Origin of the sequence: Streptomyces sp. NBC_00009, assembly GCF_045040855.1 — a bacterium.
GTDB classification, from domain to species: Bacteria; Actinomycetota; Actinomycetes; order Streptomycetales; family Streptomycetaceae; genus Streptomyces; species Streptomyces aureus.
Map to the genome: position 1 here is coordinate 3,930,495 of NZ_CP108312.1, position 21,841 is coordinate 3,952,335.

The following is a 21,841-nucleotide window of genomic DNA, read 5'->3' on the forward strand; positions in this document are numbered from 1 at the left end:
TGCTGGTGAAGATCCTTTCTGATGCGGTCAGCTGAGACCGACTCAGATGTCGAGGAAGCGGACGTCCTTGGCGTTGCGCTGGATGAACGAGCGGCGTGCCTCGACGTCCTCGCCCATCAGGACGGAGAACAGGTCGTCCGCCTGGGCGGCGTCGTCGAGGGTGACCTGGCCGAGCACGCGGTGCTCGATGTCCATCGTGGTGATGCGCAGCTCCTCGGCGTTCATCTCGCCGAGACCCTTGAAGCGCTGGATCGAGTCCTCACGGATCCGCTTGCCCTGCTGGCGGCCGAGCTCGGTCAGGGCGTCGCGCTCGCGGTCCGAGTACGCGTACTCGAAGTCCTCACGACCCCACTTGATCTTGTAGAGCGGCGGGCGCGACAGGTACACGTAGCCGGCCTCGACGAGGGGGCGCATGAAGCGGAACAGGAAGGTCAGCAGCAGGGTGTTGATGTGCTGGCCGTCGACGTCGGCGTCCGCCATCAGAATGATCTTGTGATAGCGGAGCTTCTCGATGTCGAAGTCCTCGTGGACTCCGGTGCCGAAGGCGGAGATCAGCGCCTGGATCTCCTGGTTCTGCAGGATCTTGTCGATCCGCGCCTTCTCGACGTTCAGGATCTTGCCTCGGATGGGCAGGATGGCCTGGTACTGCGGGTTGCGGCCGGACTTGGCCGAGCCGCCGGCGGAGTCGCCCTCGACGATGAAGATCTCGCACTTGGTGGGATCGTTCGACTGGCAGTCGGAGAGCTTGCCCGGCAGCGACGCCGTCTCCAGGAGGCCCTTGCGGCGCGTCAGGTCGCGGGCCTTGCGGGCCGCCACGCGCGCGGTGGCCGCCTGGATGGACTTGCGGATGATGTCCGCGGCCTCGTTCGGGTTGCGGTCCAGCCAGTCGTTCAGGTGCTCGTAGACCGCCTTCTGGACGAAGGTCTTCGCCTCCGTGTTGCCCAGCTTGGTCTTGGTCTGGCCCTCGAACTGGGGCTCACTCAGCTTGACCGAGATGATCGCGGTCAGACCCTCGCGGATGTCGTCGCCCGTGAGGTTGTCGTCCTTCTCGCGCAGCAGCTTCTTGTCGCGCGCGTACTTGTTGATCAGCGAGGTCAGCGCAGCGCGGAAGCCTTCCTCGTGCGTGCCGCCCTCGTGGGTGTGGATGATGTTCGCGAAGGAGTACACGCCCTCGCTGTAGCCGCTGTTCCACTGCATCGCGACCTCGAGGGACAGGCTCTTGTCCTTGTCCTCGGCTTCGAGGTCGATGACGGTGGGGTGCACCGCGTCTCCCTTGCGGGAGTTGAGGTACTTCACGAAGTCGACGATGCCGCCCTCGTAGTGGTACGTGACGGTCTTGACCTCGTCCTTCTCGTCCGCACCCGCCTCGTCCGCCCCGGCGGTGGCCTTCGCCGACTCGCGCTCATCAGTGAGTTTGATCGTCAAACCCTTGTTGAGGAACGCCATCTCCTGGAAGCGCCGCGAGAGCGTCTCGAAGGAGTAGTCGGTGGTTTCGAAGATGTCCGAGTCGGCCCAGAAAGTGACCGAGGTGCCGGTCTCGTCAATGGCCTCGTGCTTGACGAGCGGGGCCGTCGGGACGCCCATCTTGTAGTCCTGCGTCCAGCGGTGGCCGTCGGTCTTGACCTCGACGGATACCTTGCTCGACAGGGCGTTCACGACAGAGACGCCGACGCCGTGCAGACCGCCGGAGACCGCGTAGCCGCCGCCGCCGAACTTGCCGCCCGCGTGCAGGACCGTCAGCACGACCTCGACGGCCGGCTTGTTCTCGGAGGGGACGATGCCCACCGGGATGCCGCGGCCGTTGTCGACGACGCGCACACCGCCGTCGGCGAGGATCGTGACGTCGATCGTGTCCGCGTGGCCGGCCAGCGCCTCGTCGACGGAGTTGTCGACGACCTCGTACACGAGGTGATGCAGTCCGCGCTCACCGGTCGAGCCGATGTACATGCCGGGCCGCTTGCGGACCGCGTCCAGACCCTCGAGGACTGTGATGGCGCTGGCGTCGTACGCCGAGGTCACCTCGCCGGAGGACTTTGCCTCCGCGGGGGCCTCGCCGACGGCGTCGGCGGCAGTGGACGGGATGTTCTCGTTGGGGTTGCCGGAATCGGCCACGAAGCGCCCTTTCTGGCACAGCACAAGCCAAGCTCCCGGCGGTGGCCGGAGCGGCTGCGTCGTTCAGCGATAGTCAGCGTTGCTCGGTGTGTCCCACAAGTGGGGCGGGATTAACTCTCAGTCTACCGGTAGCGCTGACAGTGATGGGGGTTTGCCGGTACCTGAGTCCGCATGTGCCGCCCTGAACCGGCCTCTGCCGACTCCCCATATGCGTCCCGGGGCTCCAAGAGGCTCACAGCGGCACTCAGCGCTTCCGGGCGTCAACCGGGTGTCAACGCCCGGCCGGCGGCTCTCCGGACTCACCCGTAGGTGTCGCCGGGGCCCTTGCTTCCGGGGGCGCGCAGGGGGCCGAAGCGGCGGGCGGGGCCGTTGGGCCCAAGGATCTTCAGGAGCCGTACGGTGCCGTGCCCGAGGTCCTCATTGAGCCGCGCCACCAGCGTCGGAGCCAGGTACCGCAGCTGCATCGCCCAGGCCGTCGAGTCGCACTGGACGGTCAGGACACGCTCGTCCTCGTCGTACTTCAGGGGCTCGGAGTGCCTGGCGAGGTCCTCGCCCACGATCTCCGGCCAGCGGCCCATGACACCGCCGACGGCGGCCGGCGCCTCCCAGCCGCGCTCGGTGATCAGCCGGTTGATCGCCGCGCCGAACGCGACCGGGTCGCGGCCGTCGGCACGCGCCCCGGACCTCAGTCCGCCGCCGCGCCGGGCCTGCTTCTTCTGCTGGTCGGCCACTCCACGCGCGCGTGCCTGTTCCTTCGCGGCCCGCAGGGCCACGCGCGCGAGGTCGACGCCGGACGGCTCGGGGGCCTTCGGCGGGACGTCGCCGGATGTGTTCTCGCTCATACCCGCTCCACCGTGCCTTCGGACACCGCGTACCGCGTGCCCGCCAGGACGCCCGGCACGTCGTCGTCCACCGCGGCCGTCACCAGGACCTGCTCGCCGGGGGCGACCAGCTCGGCGAGGCGCTCCCTGCGCCGCGCGTCGAGCTCCGCGAAGACGTCGTCGAGCACGAGCACCGGCTCGTTCCCCTCGGCCCGCAGCAGGTCGTACGAGGCCAGGCGCAGCGCCAGCGCGTACGACCAGGACTCGCCATGGCTGGCGTACCCCTTCGCCGGCAGCTGGCCGAGCCTGAGGACCAGGTCGTCGCGGTGCGGTCCGACGAGGGTCACGCCCCGCTCGATCTCCTGTTTGCGGGCCGCTTCGAGGGCGGCCATCAGCTGCTCGTAGAGCTCTTCGCGCGCGTGGCCGTCGATTTCGGGCGAGGACGGCTTGTACTCCAGGGCGAGCGGCCCGCCGCCGGGCGCCAGCTGTTCGTACGCCTTGTCGGCGAGCGGCTGGAGCGTGGCGATCAGGTCGAACCGCTGGGCGAGCAGCTCGGCGCCTACGCGCGCGAGGTGCTGGTCCCACACGTCGAGGGTCGACAGGTCCATGGACCGGCCGCCGTGCCTGCGGGCGAGCGCGGCCGACTTGAGGAGCGTGTTGCGCTGCTTGAGTACACGGTCGTAGTCGGACCGGACACCAGCCATGCGCGGGGAGCGGGCCGTGATCAGCTCGTCGAGGAAGCGGCGGCGCTCGCCGGGGTCGCCCTTGACGAGCGCGAGGTCCTCCGGCGCGAACAGGACCGTGCGCACGATGCCGAGCACATCACGGGGTCTGACCTGCGAGGACCGGTTGATCCTGGCGCGGTTCGCCTTGCCCGGGTTGAGTTCGAGCTCGATGAGCTGCTGGCGCTCGCCCTGCCGGACCGCGGCCCGGATGACAGCGCGCTCGGCGCCCATGCGGACCAGCGGCGCGTCCGAGGAGACCCGGTGGCTGCCAAGGGTGGCGAGATAGCCGACGGCCTCGACGAGGTTGGTCTTGCCCTGCCCGTTCGGGCCCACGAACGCGGTGACGCCCGGTTCGAGAGGGACCTCGACCCGGGCGTACGAGCGGAAGTCGGCCAGCGACAGATGCGTCACGTGCATGGTCGTTCGCCGACCTCCCCCAAGGTGTGGAGCGGGTGTGGACTACTTCGTCGTGGAGCTTCGTGGATGCGTTGTGCGTTCGCTTTGTGGGTCGCTTTCCGGGCTACTTCTTCTCGACGGCGTGGCCGCCGAACTGATTGCGCAGCGCGGCGATCATCTTCATCTGCGGCGAGTCCTCCTGGCGCGACGCGAAGCGCGCGAAGAGGGACGCGGTGATCGCGGGCAGCGGCACCGCGTTGTCGATGGCCGCCTCGACGGTCCAGCGGCCCTCACCGGAGTCGGCGGCGAAGCCGCGCAGCTTCTCCAGGTGCTCGTCGTCGTCCAGCGCGTTGACCGCCAGGTCGAGCAGCCAGGAACGGATGACCGTGCCCTCCTGCCAGGAGCGGAAGACCTCACGCACATCGGTGACCGAGTCGACCTTCTCCAGCAGCTCCCAGCCCTCGGCGTAGGCCTGCATCATGGCGTACTCGATGCCGTTGTGAACCATCTTCGCGAAGTGGCCCGCGCCGACCTTGCCCGCGTGTACGGCGCCGAATTCGCCCTCCGGCTTGAGGGCGTCGAAGATCGGCTGGACCTTGGCGACGTGCTCCTTGCTGCCGCCGTACATCAGGGCGTAGCCGTTCTCCAGGCCCCAGACGCCGCCGGAGACGCCGCAGTCGACGAAGCCGATGCCCTTGATGCCCAGCTCGACGGCGTGCTTCTCGTCGTCGGTCCAGCGCGAGTTGCCGCCGTCCACGACGACGTCGCCCGGCTCGAGGAGTTCGGCGAGCTCGTCGACGGTGGCCTGGGTCGCGCCGCCGGCGGGGACCATCACCCACACCACGCGCGGGGCCTTGAGCTTGCCCACAAGCTCTCCGAGGCTGTGGACGTCCGCGAGGTCCGGATTGCGGTCGTATCCGATGACGGTGTGGCCTGCGCGGCGGATGCGCTCGCGCATGTTGCCGCCCATCTTGCCGAGACCGACGAGACCGAGCTCCATCAGGTGGTTCCTTAAGTTGCGACGGGGCGTGAGGTGGTGCGTGAGGCACTCCCGCACCTGTGTTCCGAGCCTAAACCTGGGGGTACCACCCACGCCTTTCGGGCAGAGGGGGAGCTCACGCACACCTGTGGGCATAGCCGCTCAGGCGAACGCCCGGCGGCCATGCCCTGTGGAACGTCAGCCGGACAGCCGCACCGGCATGATCAGGTACTTGTACGCGTCGTCCGCCTCGGCGTCCACGGCGGGCCTGCCGCTGAGCAGCGCCGGCTTCGTGGAGGTCGTGAAGGAGAGCTGGGCGACCGGGGAGTCGATCGCGCTCAGGCCGTCCAGGAGGAACGTCGGGTTGAAGGCGATCGAGATGTCGTCGCCGTCGAGCTGGGCGTCGACCCTTTCCACAGCCTGTGCGTCGTCGCTGGAGCCGGCCTCCAGGATCAGCACGCCCTGCTCGAAGCTGAGCCGCACCGGGGTGTTCCGCTCGGCGACGAGGGCCACGCGCTTGACGGCCTCCACGAAGGGGGCGGTCTCGATCACGGCCACGGAGTTGAACTCCGTCGGGAACAGGGTGCGGTACTTCGGCAGGTCGCCCTCGAGCAGACGCGTCGTCGTACGGCGGCCCGCGCCCTCGAAGCCGATGAGACCCTCACCGGCGCCGGAGCCCGACAGGGCCAGGGTGACCGTGTCACCGCTCGTGAGCGCCTTGGCGGTGTCCAGGAGCGTCTTGGCGGGCACCAGGGCGACCGCGGACGCCTCGGGGTCCTCCGGCTTCCACAGGAACTCGCGGACCGCGAAGCGGTAGCGGTCGGTGGACGCGAGGGTGACCGTGTCGCCCTCGATCTCGATGCGTACACCCGTGAGCACCGGCAGCGTGTCGTCACGGCCGGCAGCAATGGCCACCTGGGCCGCGGCGGAGGCGAAGACCTCACCGGGGACGGTGCCCGTCGCGGTCGGCATCTGCGGCAGTGCCGGGTACTCCTCCACAGGCAGGGTGTGGAGTGTGAATCGCGAGGAGCCGCAGACCACGGTCGCTCGTACACCGTCTGTGGAAATCTCCACCGGACGGTTCGGCAGGGCACGGCAGATGTCCGCCAGGAGCCGGCCTGAGACGAGGACGGTGCCCTCCTCGTCGATCTCCGCGTCGACCGAGACCCGCGCCGAGACCTCGTAGTCGAAGCTCGAAAGGCTCAGTGCGCCCTCCTCGGCCTTCAGGAGAAGGCCCGCGAGGACCGGCGCAGGCGGTCGGGCCGGGAGGCTGCGCGCCGCCCAGGCCACTGCCTCCGCGAGTACATCGCGTTCCACCCGGATCTTCACCGTAAGCCGCCTCCTGCTGTTGCTGGCTGCTCTCGCCCTGCGTTGGTCTTCGGTCTTCGTCGTGTGACTCGGTGTCGCTCAGCCGCCACATGGGAAGGACACCGGGGAACAGTCTGACGTACGGCGCTGACAGTCGTTGCCGCTCGGGGTCAAGTCGTGCCGACCCGCTGTCGGGCACCGGGCCCCGAGTTGTGCACAGCCCCCACTTCGATCCTGATTCCCAGCTCTCTCTAGTTGGGAGTAGTAGTAGGGGCTGTGGAAACCGTGGATAACTGCCTTTTCGCAGGTCAGAGTCGGTTTTTTGTCCACCGGGCCTGTGGGCGCGAGCGGTGGACAACCGGGGTTCTCTGTGGACGGGGAAAAGTTCTGCACACCCGATACACAGGACGGGGCTACTTCTCCCCAGGGCTGTCCCCAGCTTTACCCCGGTTCCCCACAGCCCAACCACACCCCTTGATGTGACGCCTTTCACTCGGCACGGTGATTTTGCGCGTTGCATTGCCGAACAGTGGACAGCCGTGTGGAGAAGCCGCCCGCAGCTGTGCACAAGGGCCGCTGAGCTGTGGGTCGACGGTGGACAACGAAACCCACATCCTGTGGAGGAAGATCTTGTCCACACCCTGTGGAGAACTTTTGTCCACGAATCCACAGCCGCCTGACCTGGTCTGATGGTCATTCAGCACGGGGCCCTGTGGACACAGTCTGGACAACTTGGCAGTCCCCAGGGTGTGGACGCAAGAAAGTCCGCACATCTGTGGAGAACACCCGTAACCAGGGACCGGAATCGAACACCGCGTCCGGCCGCGCCGTCCTGCCGCAACGAAGAAGGGCGCCCCAGGAGTTGTCCCGGGGCGCCCTTCGATGGCGTACAGAGGGGTCTGAAGGCTGCTGTCAGCCGTTCTTGATGCGGTTGGTGAGCTCGGTGACCTGGTTGTAGATGGACCGCCGCTCGGCCATCAGCGCGCGGATCTTGCGGTCCGCGTGCATGACGGTCGTGTGGTCGCGGCCGCCGAACTGCGCCCCGATCTTCGGCAGGGACAGGTCGGTGAGCTCACGGCACAGGTACATCGCGATCTGGCGTGCCGTCACCAGGACGCGGCTGCGCGACGATCCGCACAGGTCCTCCACCGTCAGACCGAAGTAGTCGGCCGTCGCCGCCATGATCGCCGGCGCCGTGATCTCGGGGGCCGAGTCCTCGCCGCCGGGAATCAGGTCCTTGAGGACGATCTCCGTCAGACCGAGGTCCACCGGCTGCCGGTTCAGCGACGCGAACGCCGTGACCCGGATCAGCGCCCCCTCCAGCTCGCGGATGTTGCGCGAGATGCGGGACGCGATGAACTCGAGGACCTCCGGCGGAGCGTTCAGCTGCTCCTGCACCGCCTTCTTACGAAGGATGGCGATTCGGGTCTCCAGCTCGGGCGGCTGGACGTCGGTGATCAGACCCCACTCGAAGCGGTTGCGCAGCCGGTCCTCCAGGGTCACCAGCTGCTTGGGCGGCCGGTCACTGGAGAGCACGATCTGCTTGTTCGCGTTGTGGAGCGTGTTGAAGGTGTGGAAGAACTCCTCCTGCGTCGACTCCTTGTCCGCGAGGAACTGGATGTCGTCGACAAGAAGGATGTCCATCTCGCGGTACCGCTTGCGGAAGCTGTCGCCCTTGCCGTCGCGGATCGAGTTGATGAACTCGTTCGTGAACTCCTCCGAGCTCACGTAACGCACACGCGTGCCCGGGTACAGGCTGCGCGCGTAGTGCCCGATCGCGTGCAGCAGGTGGGTCTTGCCGAGCCCCGACTCCCCATAGATGAAGAGGGGGTTGTACGCCTTCGCCGGAGCCTCGGCGACGGCGACCGCGGCCGCGTGGGCGAAACGGTTCGAGGCACCGATGACGAAGGTGTCGAAGAGGTACTTCGGGTTCAGCCGCGCGGTCGGCTCGCCGGGACCCGTCGCGGGCGCGGGCTGCGCGGCGAGCGGTCCGGGGGCACCACTGGGGACACCGCGACCGGTGCGCCCGCCGTCCTGCCCGGGGCGGCCGCCCATGGGACCGTCGTTGAGGTCACGGCGCTCGTGCCGGCCGTGCCGCCCCTGACGGTCGGACATCTGCTGCTCGTACGACGACCGCTCGGACTGCTGCTCGTATCCGGAGCGTTCGACCTGCTGGTCGTAACCGTTGCGGTCCGACTGCTGGTCGTAGGGCGACCGCTCCTGCTGCTCGTAAGGAGAGCGTTCCTGCTGCTGTTCGTAAGGGGAGCGCTCGTTCTGCTGCTCGTACGGGGAGCGTTCCTGCTGCCGGTAGTCGTGCTGCGGCTGCTGGGGCGGGTTCGCGTACGGGTCGCGCTCGGGGAAGCCGAGCCGCGGCTGCTGCCAGCTGTACTCGTCCTGCGACCGCGGCCAGGCGCCCGGCTCCGGACGCTGGTAGTCCGGGTACGCGGGGCGGGCGGTCGGGAGCTGGTCGGCGCGGGCGCCCTGGGACTGGTCGCCTCGGGGGCCCTGCGCATGGTCGTCCGCGCGGCGGCCGTACGGGTCGTACGGCTCATGGGGCTGGTTCTGGCCCTGGCCCTGGGCCGACGGCAGCTCGGGCTCTTCGTAGCGGTGCTGCTGTACGGGGGGTGCGGACGGGACGGGCTGTTCACCGACGGAGTCGTCCACCGTGATCGCGATCCGGATCGGGCGGCCGCACTCGCGGCTCAGCGTCTCGGCCACGACCGGCGCGAGCCGTCCCTCGAGTACGCCCTTCGCGAACTCGTTCGGTACGGCGAGCAGCGCGGTGTCGGCGACCAGTGCGAGAGGTTGGCAGCGCCGGATCCAGTGTTCGTCCTTCGTCTCGACGCCCTGCCCACGGCCCTCCCCGAGGAGCTGCTCCAGAACTCGTGGCCACACTGCGGCAAGATCGGCAGGTACGTCAGCCACAGGGCACGCTCTCTCGCAGGTCCCACGAAGGTGTGGTTCTGGGACGGGTCGGAAGAAAATCGGGGTGGGGCGGTGAGAAGGGAACGAATCGGAGTTCAGCCACGGTAGTCAGGGCAACCGGTGCGGTTCAAGTTGTTGTCCACAGGCTGTGCACAGTGTCCCTCACTCGATGCCGGTTTGACCGGATGGACTAGCCGCGCGTACCGTGACCAGGTCGAGTTGTCGATGGCTGCTGCCGCCTGCCTCCGATGGGCAAAGATCACGATCTGTGATTGTGAAGCGGTGCACTCGGTGCGTATACGCGAGCTTCTCGTGGGCGCACGGTGACAGCCAGGCGATGTCCCGCCACTACACGATCATTTCTGGAGCCCCCGAGTGAGCAAGCGCACCTTCCAGCCGAACAACCGTCGTCGCGCCAAGACCCACGGCTTCCGCCTGCGGATGCGTACCCGTGCCGGCCGCGCGATTCTCGCGAACCGCCGTGGCAAGGGTCGCGCCGAGCTGTCCGCCTGATCGCGTACAGGTCATGACGTGCTGCCTTCCGAGAATCGGCTGAGGCGGCGCGAAGACTTCGCGACCGCGGTACGCCGAGGACGTCGGGCTGGCCGCCCGCTCCTTGTCGTCCATCTACGTAGCGGTGCAACGGACCCGCACGCGCCTGGGGAGAGCGTTCCCCCGACGCGTGCGGGTTTCGTCGTCAGCAAGGCAGTCGGTGGAGCTGTCGTACGTACCGCGGTGAAGCGCAGGCTTCGCCACCTCATGCGCGACCGACTCGCACTTTTGTCCCCCGGTAGCCTGGTAGTCGTACGTGCGTTGCCCGGCTCGGGTGACGCCGACCATGCACAGCTGGCCCGAGACCTGGATGCCGCCCTTCAGCGGCTGCTGGGAGGGGGCGCGCGATGAAATACCCGCTGCTTGCTTTGATCAAGCTCTACCAGTGGACCATCAGCCCTCTGCTGGGGCCTGTGTGCAAGTACTACCCGTCGTGTTCCCACTACGGCTTCACAGCGATCGACCGTCACGGTGCGATCAAGGGAACAGCTCTCACCGCCTGGCGCATCCTCCGGTGCAACCCGTGGTCGCTCGGCGGTGTCGACCACGTTCCGCCGCGCAAGCGTCCGCGGTGGCACGAAATGCTGCGTAACGCCTGGCGCGAACGCAAGGGCGGGCCTTCCGCCGCCGGCGCGCCTTCAGAGTGCGGCCACACCAGCCCCTCGAGCCCCGCCGCCGAGACCCCGTCCCATGCTCAAGGAGCTTGATTAGTGGACACGATTGCCGGTTTTTTCAGTTTCATCACGACACCAGTTTCGTGGGTCATCGTCCAGTTCCACTCGTTGTACGGGGCGATCTTCGGCCCGGACACGGGCTGGGCCTGGGGCCTGTCCATCGTGTCCCTGGTGATCCTGATCCGTATCTGCCTGATCCCGCTCTTCGTGAAGCAGATCAAGGCCACTCGGGCAATGCAGACACTGCAGCCCGAGATGAAGAAGATCCAGGAGCGCTACAAGAACGACAAGCAGCGCCAGTCCGAAGAAATGATGAAGCTGTACAAGGAGACGGGTACCAACCCGCTCTCCTCGTGCCTTCCCATCCTGGCGCAGTCCCCGTTCTTCTTTGCCCTGTACCACGTGCTCAACGGCATCGCGACGGGCACCACGATCGGTGTCATCGACGACAACCTGTTGGCGAGCGCGCGTAAGGCGCACATCTTCGGCGCCCCGCTCGCAGCCAAGTTCACCGACTCCGCGGACAAGGTCGCCTCGCTCGGCGCCACGCTGACCGACGTCCGCGTCGTCACCGCGATCATGATCGTCCTGATGTCGGCGTCGCAGTTCTACACGCAGCGCCAGCTGATGACGAAGAACGTCGACATGACGGTCAAGACGCCGTTCATGCAGCAGCAGAAGATGCTGATGTACGTCTTCCCGGTCATGTTCGCCGTCTTCGGCATCAACTTTCCGGTCGGTGTTCTCGTCTACTGGCTGACCACCAACGTGTGGACCATGGGCCAGCAGATGTACGTCATCCGCCAGAACCCGACCCCGGGCAGCAAGGCCCAGGCCGCCCACCTGGAGCGCCTGCTCAAGCACGTCACGCACGCTGAGAAGACCCGCAACCGTCGGGAGCGCGGCATCGTGAAGGCGATCGTCGCCAAGGGCCGTGACCGCAACGAGTTCGAGCGCAAGTTCATCAACGGCCTGACCAAGGTGAACCTCGCCGCCCAGGCCGACGGAACGGTCATCAAGAGCACGGCCGGCACCCTGACCGAGGACGAGGACGGGACTCAGACGACGGGCGGTACGCCGAAGCGGCAGCAGCCCAAGCGCCAGTCCAAGTCGCAGCGCCAGCACGGCACCGCCCAGGGCGCGGCCAAGGACGAGTCCGACGCGCCGGAGCCCACGTCCCTCGAGAAGAAGGACGAGGCGGAAGACGCCAAGCCCGAGGCCAAGCCGGCCGGTGGCAAGCCCGCTTCCGGCACCCCTGCCCGCAGCAAAGCCAAGTCCGGACAGCGCAAGGGCCCGCAGCGGCCCAAGTCCCCGTCCAAGAAGTAAGAAGGAGTCCATCCCGTGACGGAAGGCATCACCTCCGCCGCTCCTGAGGGCAGCGACACCCTGACTCGCCTCGAGCAGGAAGGCGAGATCGCGGCGGACTACCTCGAGGGTCTGCTGGACATCGCCGACCTCGACGGCGACATCGACATGGACGTCGAGGCCGACCGCGCCGCCGTCTCGATCGTCAGCGACGCGTCCACCCGCGACCTGCAGAAGCTGGTCGGCCGCGACGGTGAGGTTCTCGAGGCCCTCCAAGAGCTGACCCGTCTGGCGGTCCACCGGGAGACCGGGGACCGCAGCCGCCTCATGCTGGACATCGCCGGTTACCGTGCGAAGAAGCGTGCGGAGCTCTCCGAGCTGGGAGCCAAGGCCGCGGCTGAGGTGAAGAGCAACGGCGAGCCGGTCAAGCTCGACCCGATGACGCCCTTCGAGCGCAAGGTCGTCCACGACGCGGTCAAGGCCGCCGGCCTGCGCAGCGAGTCCGAGGGCGAGGAGCCGCAGCGCTTCGTCGTCGTGCTCCCTGCCTGAGCGGTACGTCGCTCTACGGCCCCGTCTGTTCGCAGGCGGGGCCGATCTTTGTCAGCCTGATAGTCAGCCACCCAACGCGGTAGCGCGGTACGGAAGGACGGTCCACGTGACGGAGGCAGCAGAGCTTCCCCCGGCTCCTGAACAGGCCCGAGCGGTATTCGGCGAGCGCTACACGGACGCGGTCCGGTACGCGGAGCTGCTGGCCGACGCGGGGGTGCAGCGTGGTCTCATCGGTCCCCGGGAAGTGCCCCGGCTGTGGGAGCGGCACATCCTGAACTGCGCCGTGCTGTCCGAGGTCGTGCCGGAGGGCGTCACCGTGTGCGACGTGGGCTCCGGTGCCGGCCTGCCCGGTATCCCGCTGGCCCTGGTCAGGCCCGACCTGAAGATCACGCTCCTGGAGCCGCTGCTGCGGCGCACGACCTTCCTCACCGAGGTCGTCGAGCTCCTCGGCCTCGACCATGTGACCGTGGTACGCGGCCGTGCCGAAGAGGTCCTCGGCAAGCTGACTCCCGTCCATGTGGTGACGGCGCGCGCTGTCGCTCCGCTGGACCGTCTCGCGGCGTGGGGAGTCCCGCTGCTGCGGCCGTACGGCGAGATGCTGGCCCTCAAGGGCGACACTGCCGAGGAAGAGGTCAAGAGCGCGGGGGCTGCCCTGAGCAAGCTCGGCGCGGTGGCCACCTCGGTGCTTCACGTCGGAGAGGGCGTGGTGGATCCGCTCTCGACCGTGGTGCGTGTCGAGGTCGGGGAGAGCCCCGGTGGTGTGCGCTTCGCGGCGAAGCGCGCCAAGGCAGCTCGCGTCGGGCGGGTCCGGCGTCGACGCTGACGTTGCTCCTCGTCTTCCAGCGTCTGCTGTGTTCTAGGCGACAATGTGTTTCTCGCGGTGATGGCCGCTCGGGTCCTTGGGACCGGAGCGGCCATTGCTTTTATCCGAGCTGCCTTCGATTTTTAGGTGACGCTTGTCTCGTGGGTCTCCAGCGTCTGGTGTCGGCAGCTCACGCATTGGACGGCACCGAGGGGCGTCGGTGGGTTGCCGCTGATCCGTCCTGACGAGGACCCGTACTCCGTGAAACCTGCCAAACGTATGTATGTCGGGGTGTCGCACGGGTGCCGACCGGCCTGCGGTGCATCGTGTTTCACGTGAAACGTCGCTCACTGCTGCATGGCATCATCAGTCGCGGTCGCGCCGCGGCTGCACCCCGCGACCGTAGGCCTCTCGGATCCCTTGAATCGGGCACGGAGTTGTCCACAGAGGCCGTTTCCTCCACAGAAGACAGGGCCTCGCTGGTTCACGACCCCAAAAGCATGGGAGGCTCTGTTCATTGCGAGCCTGAAGTCGAGGAGAGTGAATCCTTGCGGTCCGACGCCAACATCGCGGGACCGATGACCGATCCGGTCCCCGGTCCCCGTACCGAGTCGGTGGGGGAGGATGTTTCACGTGAAACACCGCCTCCGATGGACGACACCCCTATCGGTCGTGCTGCCCAGCTGGCGGTAGAAGCCCTTGGTCGCGCAGGCGAGGGCCTGCCGCGACCTGAGCAGACCCGCGTCATGGTGGTTGCCAACCAGAAGGGCGGGGTCGGCAAGACCACCACAACGGTCAACCTTGCCGCCTCGCTGGCACTGCACGGTGCCCGCGTGCTGGTGATCGACCTGGATCCGCAGGGCAATGCCTCCACGGCTCTGGGCATCGACCACCACGCCGAAGTCCCTTCGATCTACGACGTGTTGGTCGAGAGCAAGCCGCTCTCCGAAGTCGTACAGCCCGTGGTCGATGTGGAGGGCCTCTTCTGCGCCCCCGCCACCATCGATCTCGCCGGTGCAGAGATCGAGCTGGTCTCGCTGGTGGCACGCGAGAGCAGACTGCAGCGCGCGATCCAGGCGTATGAGCAGCCCTTGGATTACATCCTCATCGACTGCCCTCCGTCGCTCGGCCTGCTGACGGTTAACGCTCTGGTCGCCGGCGCCGAGGTGCTGATCCCGATCCAGTGCGAGTACTACGCGCTGGAGGGCCTGGGGCAGCTCCTGCGCAACGTGGATCTGGTGCGCGGGCATCTGAACCCGGATCTGCATGTGTCGACGATCCTGCTCACGATGTACGACGGCCGTACCCGACTGGCGTCGCAGGTCGCCGACGAGGTCCGAAGCCACTTCGGTGAAGAGGTCCTGCGGACGAGCATCCCGCGCTCCGTGCGCATCTCCGAGGCCCCGAGCTATGGGCAGACGGTGCTCACCTATGATCCGGGGTCGAGCGGCGCACTCTCCTACCTCGAGGCGGCGCGGGAGATGGCGCTGCGCGGGGTCGGCATCCGCTACGACGCTCAGCACGCCCATACGGGCACTCAACTTGACCAGCACAGCACGGTGGAGGGTATCCAGTGAGCGAGCGACGGAGGGGACTGGGCCGTGGCCTCGGCGCACTGATTCCAGCAGCCCCCACCCCCGACAAGACGGCACCAGGCAGCGCGATGGGAGGTGCCTCCGGCTCGCCCTCCGCCGGGCCCGTCCTGACGGCGGAGCGTGGAGTGGCGGCGGCGAAGGTTGCCTCGCTTCCGCAGCCCCATGTTTCACATGAAACAGAGGACTTGTTCGGCGGGCCGGTGGACGCTCCGGAAACGCCGGCGGGAGCGTACTTCGCCGAGCTTCCGATTGACGCCATCACGCCCAACCCGCGTCAGCCGCGCGAGGTGTTCGACGAGGACGCCCTCGCCGAGCTCGTCACCTCAATCAAGGAAGTCGGGCTTCTCCAGCCCGTCGTCGTACGGCAGCTGAGCTCGTCGGGCTTCGAGCTCATCATGGGTGAGCGCCGCTGGCGCGCCTGCCGCGAGGCCGGTCTGGAGCGCATTCCGGCGATCGTCCGGGCGACGGACGACGAGAAGCTTCTCCTCGACGCGCTCCTGGAGAACCTGCACCGCGCTCAGCTGAACCCGCTGGAAGAGGCTGCCGCCTACGACCAGTTGCTGAAGGACTTCAACTGCACGCACGACCAGTTGGCCGATCGGATCGGGCGTTCGCGGCCGCAGGTCTCCAACACGCTGCGGCTCCTGAAGCTCTCTCCGGCCGTTCAGCGCCGGGTGGCCGCGGGCGTGCTGTCGGCCGGCCATGCGCGTGCCCTGCTCTCCGTGGAGGACTCGGAGGAGCAGGACCGTCTCGCTCACCGGATCGTCGCCGAAGGTCTCTCGGTGCGGGCCGTCGAGGAGATCGTGACGCTGATGGGCTCACGTCCTACGAGCACGGCGCGAGCCAAGGGTCCGCGGGCCGGGACTCGTCTCTCGCCGGCGCTCAGCGAGCTCGCCACGCGCCTGTCCGACCGGTTCGAGACGCGGGTGAAGGTCGACCTCGGGCAGAAGAAGGGCAAGATCGTCGTCGAGTTCGCCTCGATGGACGATCTGGAGCGCATCCTCGGTCAGCTCGCTCCGGGTGAGGGACCCGTCCTCCAGCACGGAGCGACGGAGGACGAGGACCAGGAGAACGAGGGCTAGGAGAACGGGGGTTGGTCCCGTTCGACACGACTCGCGAGAGCAGGCCGTGTCCGGTGTGTACCGGAACATGGCCTGCTCTTTGCTTTCTGTCGGTATCGATGGAATCGCTTCGTGGATACGATGCGACAGGGAAGAGCGCACCCCTCAAAGTCACCTCACGCGGGAGGCGGGTCATGCAATCGGTGAGTCGTGCCGGGCTGATGACCGCGGGTCTCGGGCTGGGCGCGGTCGGCGGTTTCGTCGGCAGCCTGCTCAGGGAACGGAGCGCTCTGACAGCCGCCCGTGACGCGGCGGGCGAAGGAAGTGAGGAACTGCCTTCATGGGGCGTCGGCTCGTACCGCTCACACTGGACAACCTTCCGGACCTTCCCAAGCGTTGCCGGTCGTGTGTCTTCTGGGAGCTGGATCCGGTCAGCGGCCAAGCCGCGGTAAAGGCAGGCACTCCGGAGCTGGAGAAGGAGGCCTGGATTTCGGCTGTCCTCCTGGAATGGGGCTCCTGCGGCCGGGTCGTCTACGTGGACGATGTCCCGGTCGGCTTCGTGCTCTATGCGCCGCCGGCGTACGTCCCCCGCTCCACTGCCTTTCCCACGAGTCCGGTCTCCCCCGATGCCGTGCAGCTGATGACGGCGTGGATTATGCCCGGCTATCAGGGCCAGGGGCTCGGCCGGGTGATGGTGCAGACCGTCGCCAAGGATCTGCTGCGCAGGGGGTTCAAGGCGATCGAGGCGTTCGGTGATGCGCGCTGGAAGGAACCGGCCTGCATGCTCCCCGCGGACCATCTGCTGGCCGTTGGCTTCAAGACCGTGCGGCCTCACCCCTCCTATCCGCGCCTCCGCCTTGAGCTGCGTACGACGCTCTCGTGGAAGGAGGACGTCGAGCTCGCCCTGGACCGGCTCCTCGGAGCGGTGCAGAAGGAACCGGCGCTCCGCCCCCTGTGAGTCCCGATCCATCCGTTGCGGCGGTCACGCAAACGGGCCAACCCGGTTGGGTTGGCCCGTTCGTGTTTCACGTGAAACATCGCCGCTCCGCCGTGGAGCCGCATCGCCGATCAGTTGGCGATGAAGTCCTCGAGGTCGCGCACGATGGCGGCCTTCGGCTTGGCGCCGACGATGGTCTTGGCGACCTCGCCGCCCTGGTAGACGTTCAGGGTCGGGATCGACATGACGCCGTACTTCGCGGCGATGGCCGGGTTCTCGTCGATGTTGAGCTTGACGACCTCGATCTTGTCGCCGTACTCGGCGGCGATCGCCTCGAGGGACGGCGCGATCTGGCGGCACGGTCCGCACCAGGCGGCCCAGAAGTCCACCAGTACGGGCTTGTCGCTCTTGAGGACGTCCTCATCGAAGGAAGCGTCGGTCACGTTCTTGAGGTTGCCGGCCACGGCGGGCTCCTTAGCTACTTTGGTGATGCGGTGGGGCGGGTGTGAGTTCTCAGACGGTGGCGGCCGCGGCGGACTCGCTGTCGGTGAGAGAGGCGAGGAAGCGCTCGGCGTCCAGGGCGGCGGAGCAGCCAGTGCCGGCCGCGGTGATCGCCTGGCGGTAGGTGTGGTCGACGACGTCACCGGCACCGAAGACACCGGTCAGGTTCGTCCGGGTCGAAGGGGCCTCGACCTTCAGGTAGCCCTCGTCGTCCAGCTCGAGCTGGCCCTTGAAGAGCTCGGTGCGCGGGTCGTGGCCGATCGCGATGAACAGGCCGGTGACCGGGAGCTCGGAGGTCTCACCCGTCTTGACGTTCCGCAGCGTCAGGTGCGAGAGCTTCTGGTCGCCGTGGACCTCGGCGATCTCGCTGTCCCAGGCGAACTTGATCTTCGGGTCGGCGAAGGCGCGATCCTGCATGGCCTTGGAGGCACGCAGGGTGTCACGGCGGTGCACGATCGTCACGGACTTGGCGAACCGGGAGAGGAAGGTCGCCTCCTCCATCGCGGTGTCACCGCCGCCGATCACGGCGATGTCCTGGTCCTTGAAGAAGAAGCCGTCGCACGTCGCGCACCAGGAGACGCCACGACCGGAGAGCGCGTCCTCGTTCGGCAGGCCGAGCTTGCGGTGCTGGGAGCCGGTCGTGACGATGACGGCCTTCGCGCGGTGCACGGTGCCCGCCGTGTCGGTGACGGTCTTGATCTCGCCCGTCAGGTCGACGGAGATGACGTCGTCCGGGACCAGCTCGGCGCCGAAGCGCTCGGCCTGGGCGCGCATGTTGTCCATGAGCTCGGGGCCCATGATGCCGTCCTGGAAGCCGGGGAAGTTTTCCACCTCGGTGGTGTTCATCAGGGCACCGCCCGCGGTGACAGCGCCCTCGAACACCAGCGGCTTCAGCGACGCGCGCGCGGTGTACAGGGCCGCCGTGTAGCCGGCGGGCCCGGAGCCGATGATGATCACGTTACGGACGTCGCTCACGGCTTGATTCCTCGTCTCTGCGGGACTGCTGCGTACTGCCGGGGGAGTCCGTCTCCGGACTCTCACCCCACCCAACGGATCCTACGGGGCGCGCATTCCCACCGTGTCCGGGAGCACACGCGAAGTGTGTCCCGGTGTGGAGTCAGCGCCGCGCGTAGGAGTGGGTCAGCAGCAGTTTGCCGGGAGCCGAGGACAGCTGCTTCACGCAGGTCGCGTCGATGACGTAGGCCGAGACCTGGGCAGGATCCGACTCGTGGGGCAGCACGACGAGGTAGGCGGTGGTGCCCTTGTAGTCCCCCCGCTCGATGGCGAGGGCAGGGGTCTGACGGCCGGTGCCCCGCTGTATGCAGTCCGGCACCACGACGGTCTTCCCCCGCATCGGGGAGTTCGTCCGGGGGGTCTTCGGCCCCGACTGCTGGATGTCGAGGGACGGCTTGGATGTCGACGAGTCGGAGGGCGCGGAGGATTTCTCCGTCAGAAGGTTCTGCACCTGGCTCTCGAGCTTGTTCTCGGAGAAGGAAAGTGCGGAGCTCGCCTGACGGGGCGTGCCGCTCTCGGGAGCGCCGGTAGGTGTGCCGCCCCCGTTCTGCAGGAAAAAGACTCCCAGGCCGATTGCGGCCGCGGTGAAGACCGCTCCGAGGGCGGCGCCCCGACGGCGCCGAGTGTGCGTCCGGCCGCCGCGCCCCGGACCTGTCGCGGCACGTGGATGACCGGAAGGGCGGTCCGCGGGGGTGGTCGGCGAGTCGGCCGACGTTGTTTCACGTGAAACAGGCGACGCGGACTGTGCCTCGGCTTCGCCCTTGTCCTCGTACTCGGTGTCGGCAGGTGCCTTCGTGTCGAGCAGTGCCTCCGCGGCGAGCGCGGCGTCGATGCGGCCCGCGATGTCGGCAGGCATATGGGGTGGACCGGGGAGCGTGCCGAGCGTGCCGCGGATCTCCTCGAGGGAGGCGTGGACGTCGGCGCACAGCTCGCAGCCGCTCAGGTGCTCCTGTACCTCTTCGGTGCGGGAAGGGGAGAGCAGGCCCTCGGTGAGGTCGGAGATCTCGTCGATCGCGGGGTGCTCGGCCGTGTCGGTCGTGGATGTCACGCTCGCCCACCTCCGCCCTTCACGGCAGCTGAATCACTTGGTCCTGCCCCGTCCCGGGGCTCTGCTGCCGGTGGGACGGGTGTCCCCTGCGTCCGGTTCCTTCCGGGCGCTTCCGGGGGCGGGTTCTTGCCACTCGGGTTCTCGCCGTTGTCGGTCCGCAGATGGGTGACCAACGGCAGGAGTCTGGCTCTGCCGCGCGCGCAGCGGCTCTTGACCGTGCCGGTGGGAACGCCGAGAACGCGGGCCGCCTCGGCCACCGGGTAGCCCTGCATGTCGACCAGGACGAGCGCGGCCCGCTGGTCGACGGGAAGGGTGCCCAGCGCTTCGAAGAGTTCACGGTGCAGATCGTTGCGTTCGGCAGGGGCGGCCGCGGACTCGTGGGGTTCGAGGAGCTGCTCCAGGCGCTCCGTGTCCTCGACCGGAGAAGTCTTCCGCGACGCGGTCTTGCGGGCCCGGTCGAGGCAGGCGTTCACGGTGATGCGGTGCAGCCATGTCGTGACGGCGGACTGCCCGCGGAACGTGTGCGCCGCCCGGTAGGCGGAGACCAGGGCGTCCTGGACGGCGTCAGCGGCTTCCTCCCGGTCTCCCAGGGTGCGCAGCGCGACGGCCCACAGGCGGTCACGATGGCGGCGCACGAGCTCGCCGAAGGCGTCCTTGTCACCCGCGACGTGGCGGGTGAGGAGGTCCTGATCGCTTGCTTCGCCGTAGGCGGCGTCGTCCACTTTCGAACCCCCTCCCCCAGGTGAACCCTCAGCCGGTGAACTTCACGTCGGTGAGAGCCTGCTTGTAACCCGCTCCGTAGTAACCGTCGGATCCGGACTTCGGCAGGGCCGTCATCCACAGGAGCACGTACCGCGTCTTCACCGGCTTGTCGGCCTCGATCTTCGCGGTGGTGCCCGTCGTGGTGTCCGTACCGATGCTCTTCATGGAGTCGATCGACGTCGTGGGTGACAGCGAATCGGCCGCGTACAGGGAGACCGTCGTGTGGTCGCCGCCGTACTGAAGAGCTATCGACGCGGCCGATACGTCCTTGGCCGAGCCGAGGTCGTAGACGATACCGACGCCGGGCTTGTAGGGCGCCAGCTTCGGGCCGTCGTTATAGGTCTTGGTACGCCAGAACGTCTTGCTGTCGCCGTCGTAGGTCTTCGCCACTTCACCCGGGGCCTGTGCCTCGCCCTTGGCGACGTATTCCCTGGCGTCCTCGATGGTCATCGGCTTCGTCGGCTTGCGCTCGTCGCCCTTGTCGTTGCCGTCGGTGTTGTGCGACGTGTTGGAGTCGCCCGACTTGCCGCGGTCCATCAGGGCTTCCGCGAGCTGCCAGCTGCCGAGGCCGAGGGCCACGATGAGCAACGCCGACACGGCCCACTTGAGCGCCTTGCCCGTCCGGCTCTGCAGCGGCGGCGGGGGCGCCGCCGGCATGGGCTGGGCCACCCCGGGACGCGGAGCCTGACGGCCGTACGTGCCCTGCTGGTAGGTCGTCCGCTGGTACTCCGCGGGCGCCGTGAACACGGGCTCCGGGGGACGGATGCGGGGCATCTCGCCGACGGCCTTCACCAGGTCCTCGGTCGTGGTGCACGGAGGATCCTGCCGCGACGCCGTCGCCCCTTCGTTGACGAGGGCACGCATGGCCAGCTCGGACAGCCCGCGATGCACGCCGGCCCGCACCTGGTCGGGCGCGATCAGGCCGATGTCCTTGGGCAGCCCGGACAGGCCGTACGCGTCGTCCTCGTAGGGCCAGCGCTGCGTCAGGGCGGCGTACAGGAGGGCACCGATCGCCTCGGTGTCCGTGCGCTGCGGTGTCTCCGACGTGATGCCGCGCAGGGCGGCGTTGACGGCGAGGCCGCGGATGCGCCACTGGCCGGTCGAGGTGCGCAGCACCGCGCTCGGGGTGAGCCGCAGATGTGCGAGGCCCTCGCGGTGCGCGGCAGCCATCGCCTGGGAGATCTGGTTCACGAGCTGGTATGCCTCGTGCACTTCGAGGGGACCCGAGGCGAGCAGCGCGGTCAGCTCCGTGGCATCGGGCAGCCACTCGTGCACCACGTACACGAGGTCGTTCTCCTCGACCGCGTCCAGGACCTGGACGAAGCGAGGGTCGCCGAGCAGCGCCGACGAGCGTGCCGCCGCGAGGACGGACCGTGCCCGCGGGTGGTCCGCGGGGAGCAGGTGCACCCCGACGGCCCGGCGGAGCTTCTCATCCACCGCGCGCCAGCTGCTGAATCCGTCCAGCCGGGTGACGCACTCCTCCAGGCGATAGCGTCTCGCGAGTTTGTGACCGCTGTGCAGCTCGGGGGGAATGGACGAGCCGGGGCTCGTCGAACCGTCGGTGTCCTCCGCGTCCTCGTTCGCTGCCGTGTCCCGCTCCCGGGTCTGGGCCACCCCGTCGGCCGTGGTCTGCTCCGCCTTCGCGGTCAGTGGCTCGTCACCACTGTTGTCTGCCACGTCGACGGCAGCCGTACTCCGTTCCGCCACCGTCGTTCCTGCCTCCCCATCCGTTGCGCGCTCTGCGACGCCAAAGCCAATTGTGCCCACAGTCCGGC

Annotated in this window: 20 protein-coding genes; 9 read left to right on the forward strand and 11 right to left on the reverse strand. The window is 67.9% G+C overall.

From position 1 onward, the window contains the following. Positions 1-42 precede the first annotated feature (42 nt). From gyrB to dnaA, 6 genes are all read right to left on the reverse strand, one after another. Positions 43-2,136, reverse strand: a complete 2,094-nt coding sequence (gene gyrB, locus OHA58_RS17735) for a DNA topoisomerase (ATP-hydrolyzing) subunit B (RefSeq protein ID WP_405479806.1) — start codon at positions 2,134-2,136, stop codon at positions 43-45. Between the two features lie 275 nt (positions 2,137-2,411). Next, entirely contained in the window at positions 2,412-2,954 is a 543-nt protein-coding gene (locus tag OHA58_RS17740; protein WP_326712088.1) for a DciA family protein, read from the reverse strand. Then, complete coding sequence (gene recF / locus OHA58_RS17745; protein WP_405479809.1) at positions 2,951-4,075, reverse strand: DNA replication/repair protein RecF; 1,125 nt, start codon at positions 4,073-4,075, stop codon at positions 2,951-2,953. The genes OHA58_RS17740 and recF overlap by 4 nt, the downstream gene beginning before the upstream one ends. A 103-nt stretch (positions 4,076-4,178) precedes the next feature. Beyond that, positions 4,179-5,054 carry a phosphogluconate dehydrogenase (NAD(+)-dependent, decarboxylating) gene (gene gnd, locus OHA58_RS17750; protein WP_405479811.1) on the reverse strand — a complete coding sequence of 292 codons (876 nt, stop codon included), beginning with the start codon at positions 5,052-5,054 and terminating at the stop codon, positions 4,179-4,181. A gap of 177 nt (positions 5,055-5,231) precedes the next feature. After that, complete coding sequence (dnaN, locus tag OHA58_RS17755) at positions 5,232-6,362, reverse strand: DNA polymerase III subunit beta (RefSeq protein WP_116512073.1); 1,131 nt, start codon at positions 6,360-6,362, stop codon at positions 5,232-5,234. Between the two features lie 891 nt (positions 6,363-7,253). Continuing rightward, on the reverse strand, positions 7,254-9,266 hold the full coding sequence (dnaA, locus tag OHA58_RS17760; RefSeq protein ID WP_405479814.1) for a chromosomal replication initiator protein DnaA: 2,013 nt from the start codon (positions 9,264-9,266) through the stop codon (positions 7,254-7,256). 375 nt (positions 9,267-9,641) lie between these two features. Between dnaA and rpmH the strand changes: the two genes are divergently transcribed. The 9 genes from rpmH to OHA58_RS17805 all read left to right on the forward strand — a co-directional run bounded on the left by rpmH (position 9,642) and on the right by OHA58_RS17805 (position 16,762). Next, a complete protein-coding gene (gene rpmH / locus OHA58_RS17765; protein WP_100597229.1) occupies positions 9,642-9,779 on the forward strand; it encodes a 50S ribosomal protein L34 in 138 nt (45 codons plus the stop codon). 18 nt (positions 9,780-9,797) lie between these two features. Continuing rightward, complete coding sequence (gene rnpA, locus OHA58_RS17770) at positions 9,798-10,169, forward strand: ribonuclease P protein component (RefSeq protein ID WP_329572174.1); 372 nt, start codon at positions 9,798-9,800, stop codon at positions 10,167-10,169. Beyond that, positions 10,166-10,525 (forward strand): membrane protein insertion efficiency factor YidD, encoded by a 360-nt coding sequence (gene yidD, locus OHA58_RS17775; RefSeq protein ID WP_100597227.1) that lies wholly within the window; start codon positions 10,166-10,168, stop codon positions 10,523-10,525. Before rnpA ends, yidD begins: the two co-directional genes overlap by 4 nt. Positions 10,526-10,528: 3 nt before the next feature. After that, positions 10,529-11,818: a membrane protein insertase YidC gene (yidC, locus tag OHA58_RS17780; RefSeq protein ID WP_405479817.1), complete on the forward strand. Its 1,290-nt coding sequence runs from the start codon at positions 10,529-10,531 to the stop codon at positions 11,816-11,818. A gap of 15 nt (positions 11,819-11,833) precedes the next feature. Next, positions 11,834-12,346: a protein jag gene (locus OHA58_RS17785; protein WP_393872973.1), complete on the forward strand. Its 513-nt coding sequence runs from the start codon at positions 11,834-11,836 to the stop codon at positions 12,344-12,346. A gap of 106 nt (positions 12,347-12,452) precedes the next feature. Further along, a complete protein-coding gene (gene rsmG, locus OHA58_RS17790) occupies positions 12,453-13,169 on the forward strand; it encodes a 16S rRNA (guanine(527)-N(7))-methyltransferase RsmG (protein ID WP_116512079.1) in 717 nt (238 codons plus the stop codon). A 479-nt stretch (positions 13,170-13,648) separates the two neighbouring features. After that, positions 13,649-14,725 carry an AAA family ATPase gene (locus tag OHA58_RS17795; protein ID WP_100597223.1) on the forward strand — a complete coding sequence of 359 codons (1,077 nt, stop codon included), beginning with the start codon at positions 13,649-13,651 and terminating at the stop codon, positions 14,723-14,725. Next, on the forward strand, positions 14,722-15,825 hold the full coding sequence (locus OHA58_RS17800; RefSeq protein WP_405479820.1) for a ParB/RepB/Spo0J family partition protein: 1,104 nt from the start codon (positions 14,722-14,724) through the stop codon (positions 15,823-15,825). Before OHA58_RS17795 ends, OHA58_RS17800 begins: the two co-directional genes overlap by 4 nt. A 319-nt stretch (positions 15,826-16,144) precedes the next feature. Beyond that, a complete protein-coding gene (locus OHA58_RS17805; RefSeq protein WP_405479822.1) occupies positions 16,145-16,762 on the forward strand; it encodes a GNAT family N-acetyltransferase in 618 nt (205 codons plus the stop codon). Positions 16,763-16,872: 110 nt separating this feature from the next. Here the strand turns inward: OHA58_RS17805 and trxA are convergent, their stop codons facing one another. From trxA to OHA58_RS17830, 5 genes are all read right to left on the reverse strand, one after another. After that, complete coding sequence (trxA, locus tag OHA58_RS17810; RefSeq protein ID WP_100597220.1) at positions 16,873-17,205, reverse strand: thioredoxin; 333 nt, start codon at positions 17,203-17,205, stop codon at positions 16,873-16,875. Between the two features lie 49 nt (positions 17,206-17,254). Next, the gene (gene trxB / locus OHA58_RS17815; protein ID WP_376255353.1) at positions 17,255-18,217 is read right to left on the reverse strand and encodes a thioredoxin-disulfide reductase; all 963 of its coding nucleotides are present in this window, start codon (positions 18,215-18,217) and stop codon (positions 17,255-17,257) included. A 142-nt stretch (positions 18,218-18,359) separates the two neighbouring features. Continuing rightward, the gene (locus OHA58_RS17820; RefSeq protein ID WP_405479825.1) at positions 18,360-19,304 is read right to left on the reverse strand and encodes an anti-sigma factor family protein; all 945 of its coding nucleotides are present in this window, start codon (positions 19,302-19,304) and stop codon (positions 18,360-18,362) included. Then, positions 19,301-20,026: an RNA polymerase sigma factor SigM gene (sigM, locus tag OHA58_RS17825; RefSeq protein ID WP_405479827.1), complete on the reverse strand. Its 726-nt coding sequence runs from the start codon at positions 20,024-20,026 to the stop codon at positions 19,301-19,303. Before sigM ends, OHA58_RS17820 begins: the two co-directional genes overlap by 4 nt. A gap of 28 nt (positions 20,027-20,054) precedes the next feature. Further along, entirely contained in the window at positions 20,055-21,773 is a 1,719-nt protein-coding gene (locus OHA58_RS17830; protein ID WP_405479829.1) for a protein kinase family protein, read from the reverse strand. Positions 21,774-21,841 lie beyond the last annotated feature (68 nt).

Excerpts from the sequence above, each read along its gene's own strand:
- OHA58_RS17805 (WP_405479822.1), top strand. The coding sequence starts at position 16,145 with ATGGGGCGTCGGCTCGTACCGCTCACACTGGACAACCTTCCGGACCTT.
- gnd (WP_405479811.1), bottom strand. The coding sequence starts at position 5,054 with ATGGAGCTCGGTCTCGTCGGTCTCGGCAAGATGGGCGGCAACATGCGC.
- recF (WP_405479809.1), bottom strand. The coding sequence starts at position 4,075 with ATGCACGTGACGCATCTGTCGCTGGCCGACTTCCGCTCGTACGCCCGG.
- yidD (WP_100597227.1), top strand. The coding sequence starts at position 10,166 with ATGAAATACCCGCTGCTTGCTTTGATCAAGCTCTACCAGTGGACCATC.
- OHA58_RS17795 (WP_100597223.1), top strand. The coding sequence starts at position 13,649 with ATGGGAGGCTCTGTTCATTGCGAGCCTGAAGTCGAGGAGAGTGAATCC.
- OHA58_RS17740 (WP_326712088.1), bottom strand. The coding sequence starts at position 2,954 with ATGAGCGAGAACACATCCGGCGACGTCCCGCCGAAGGCCCCCGAGCCG.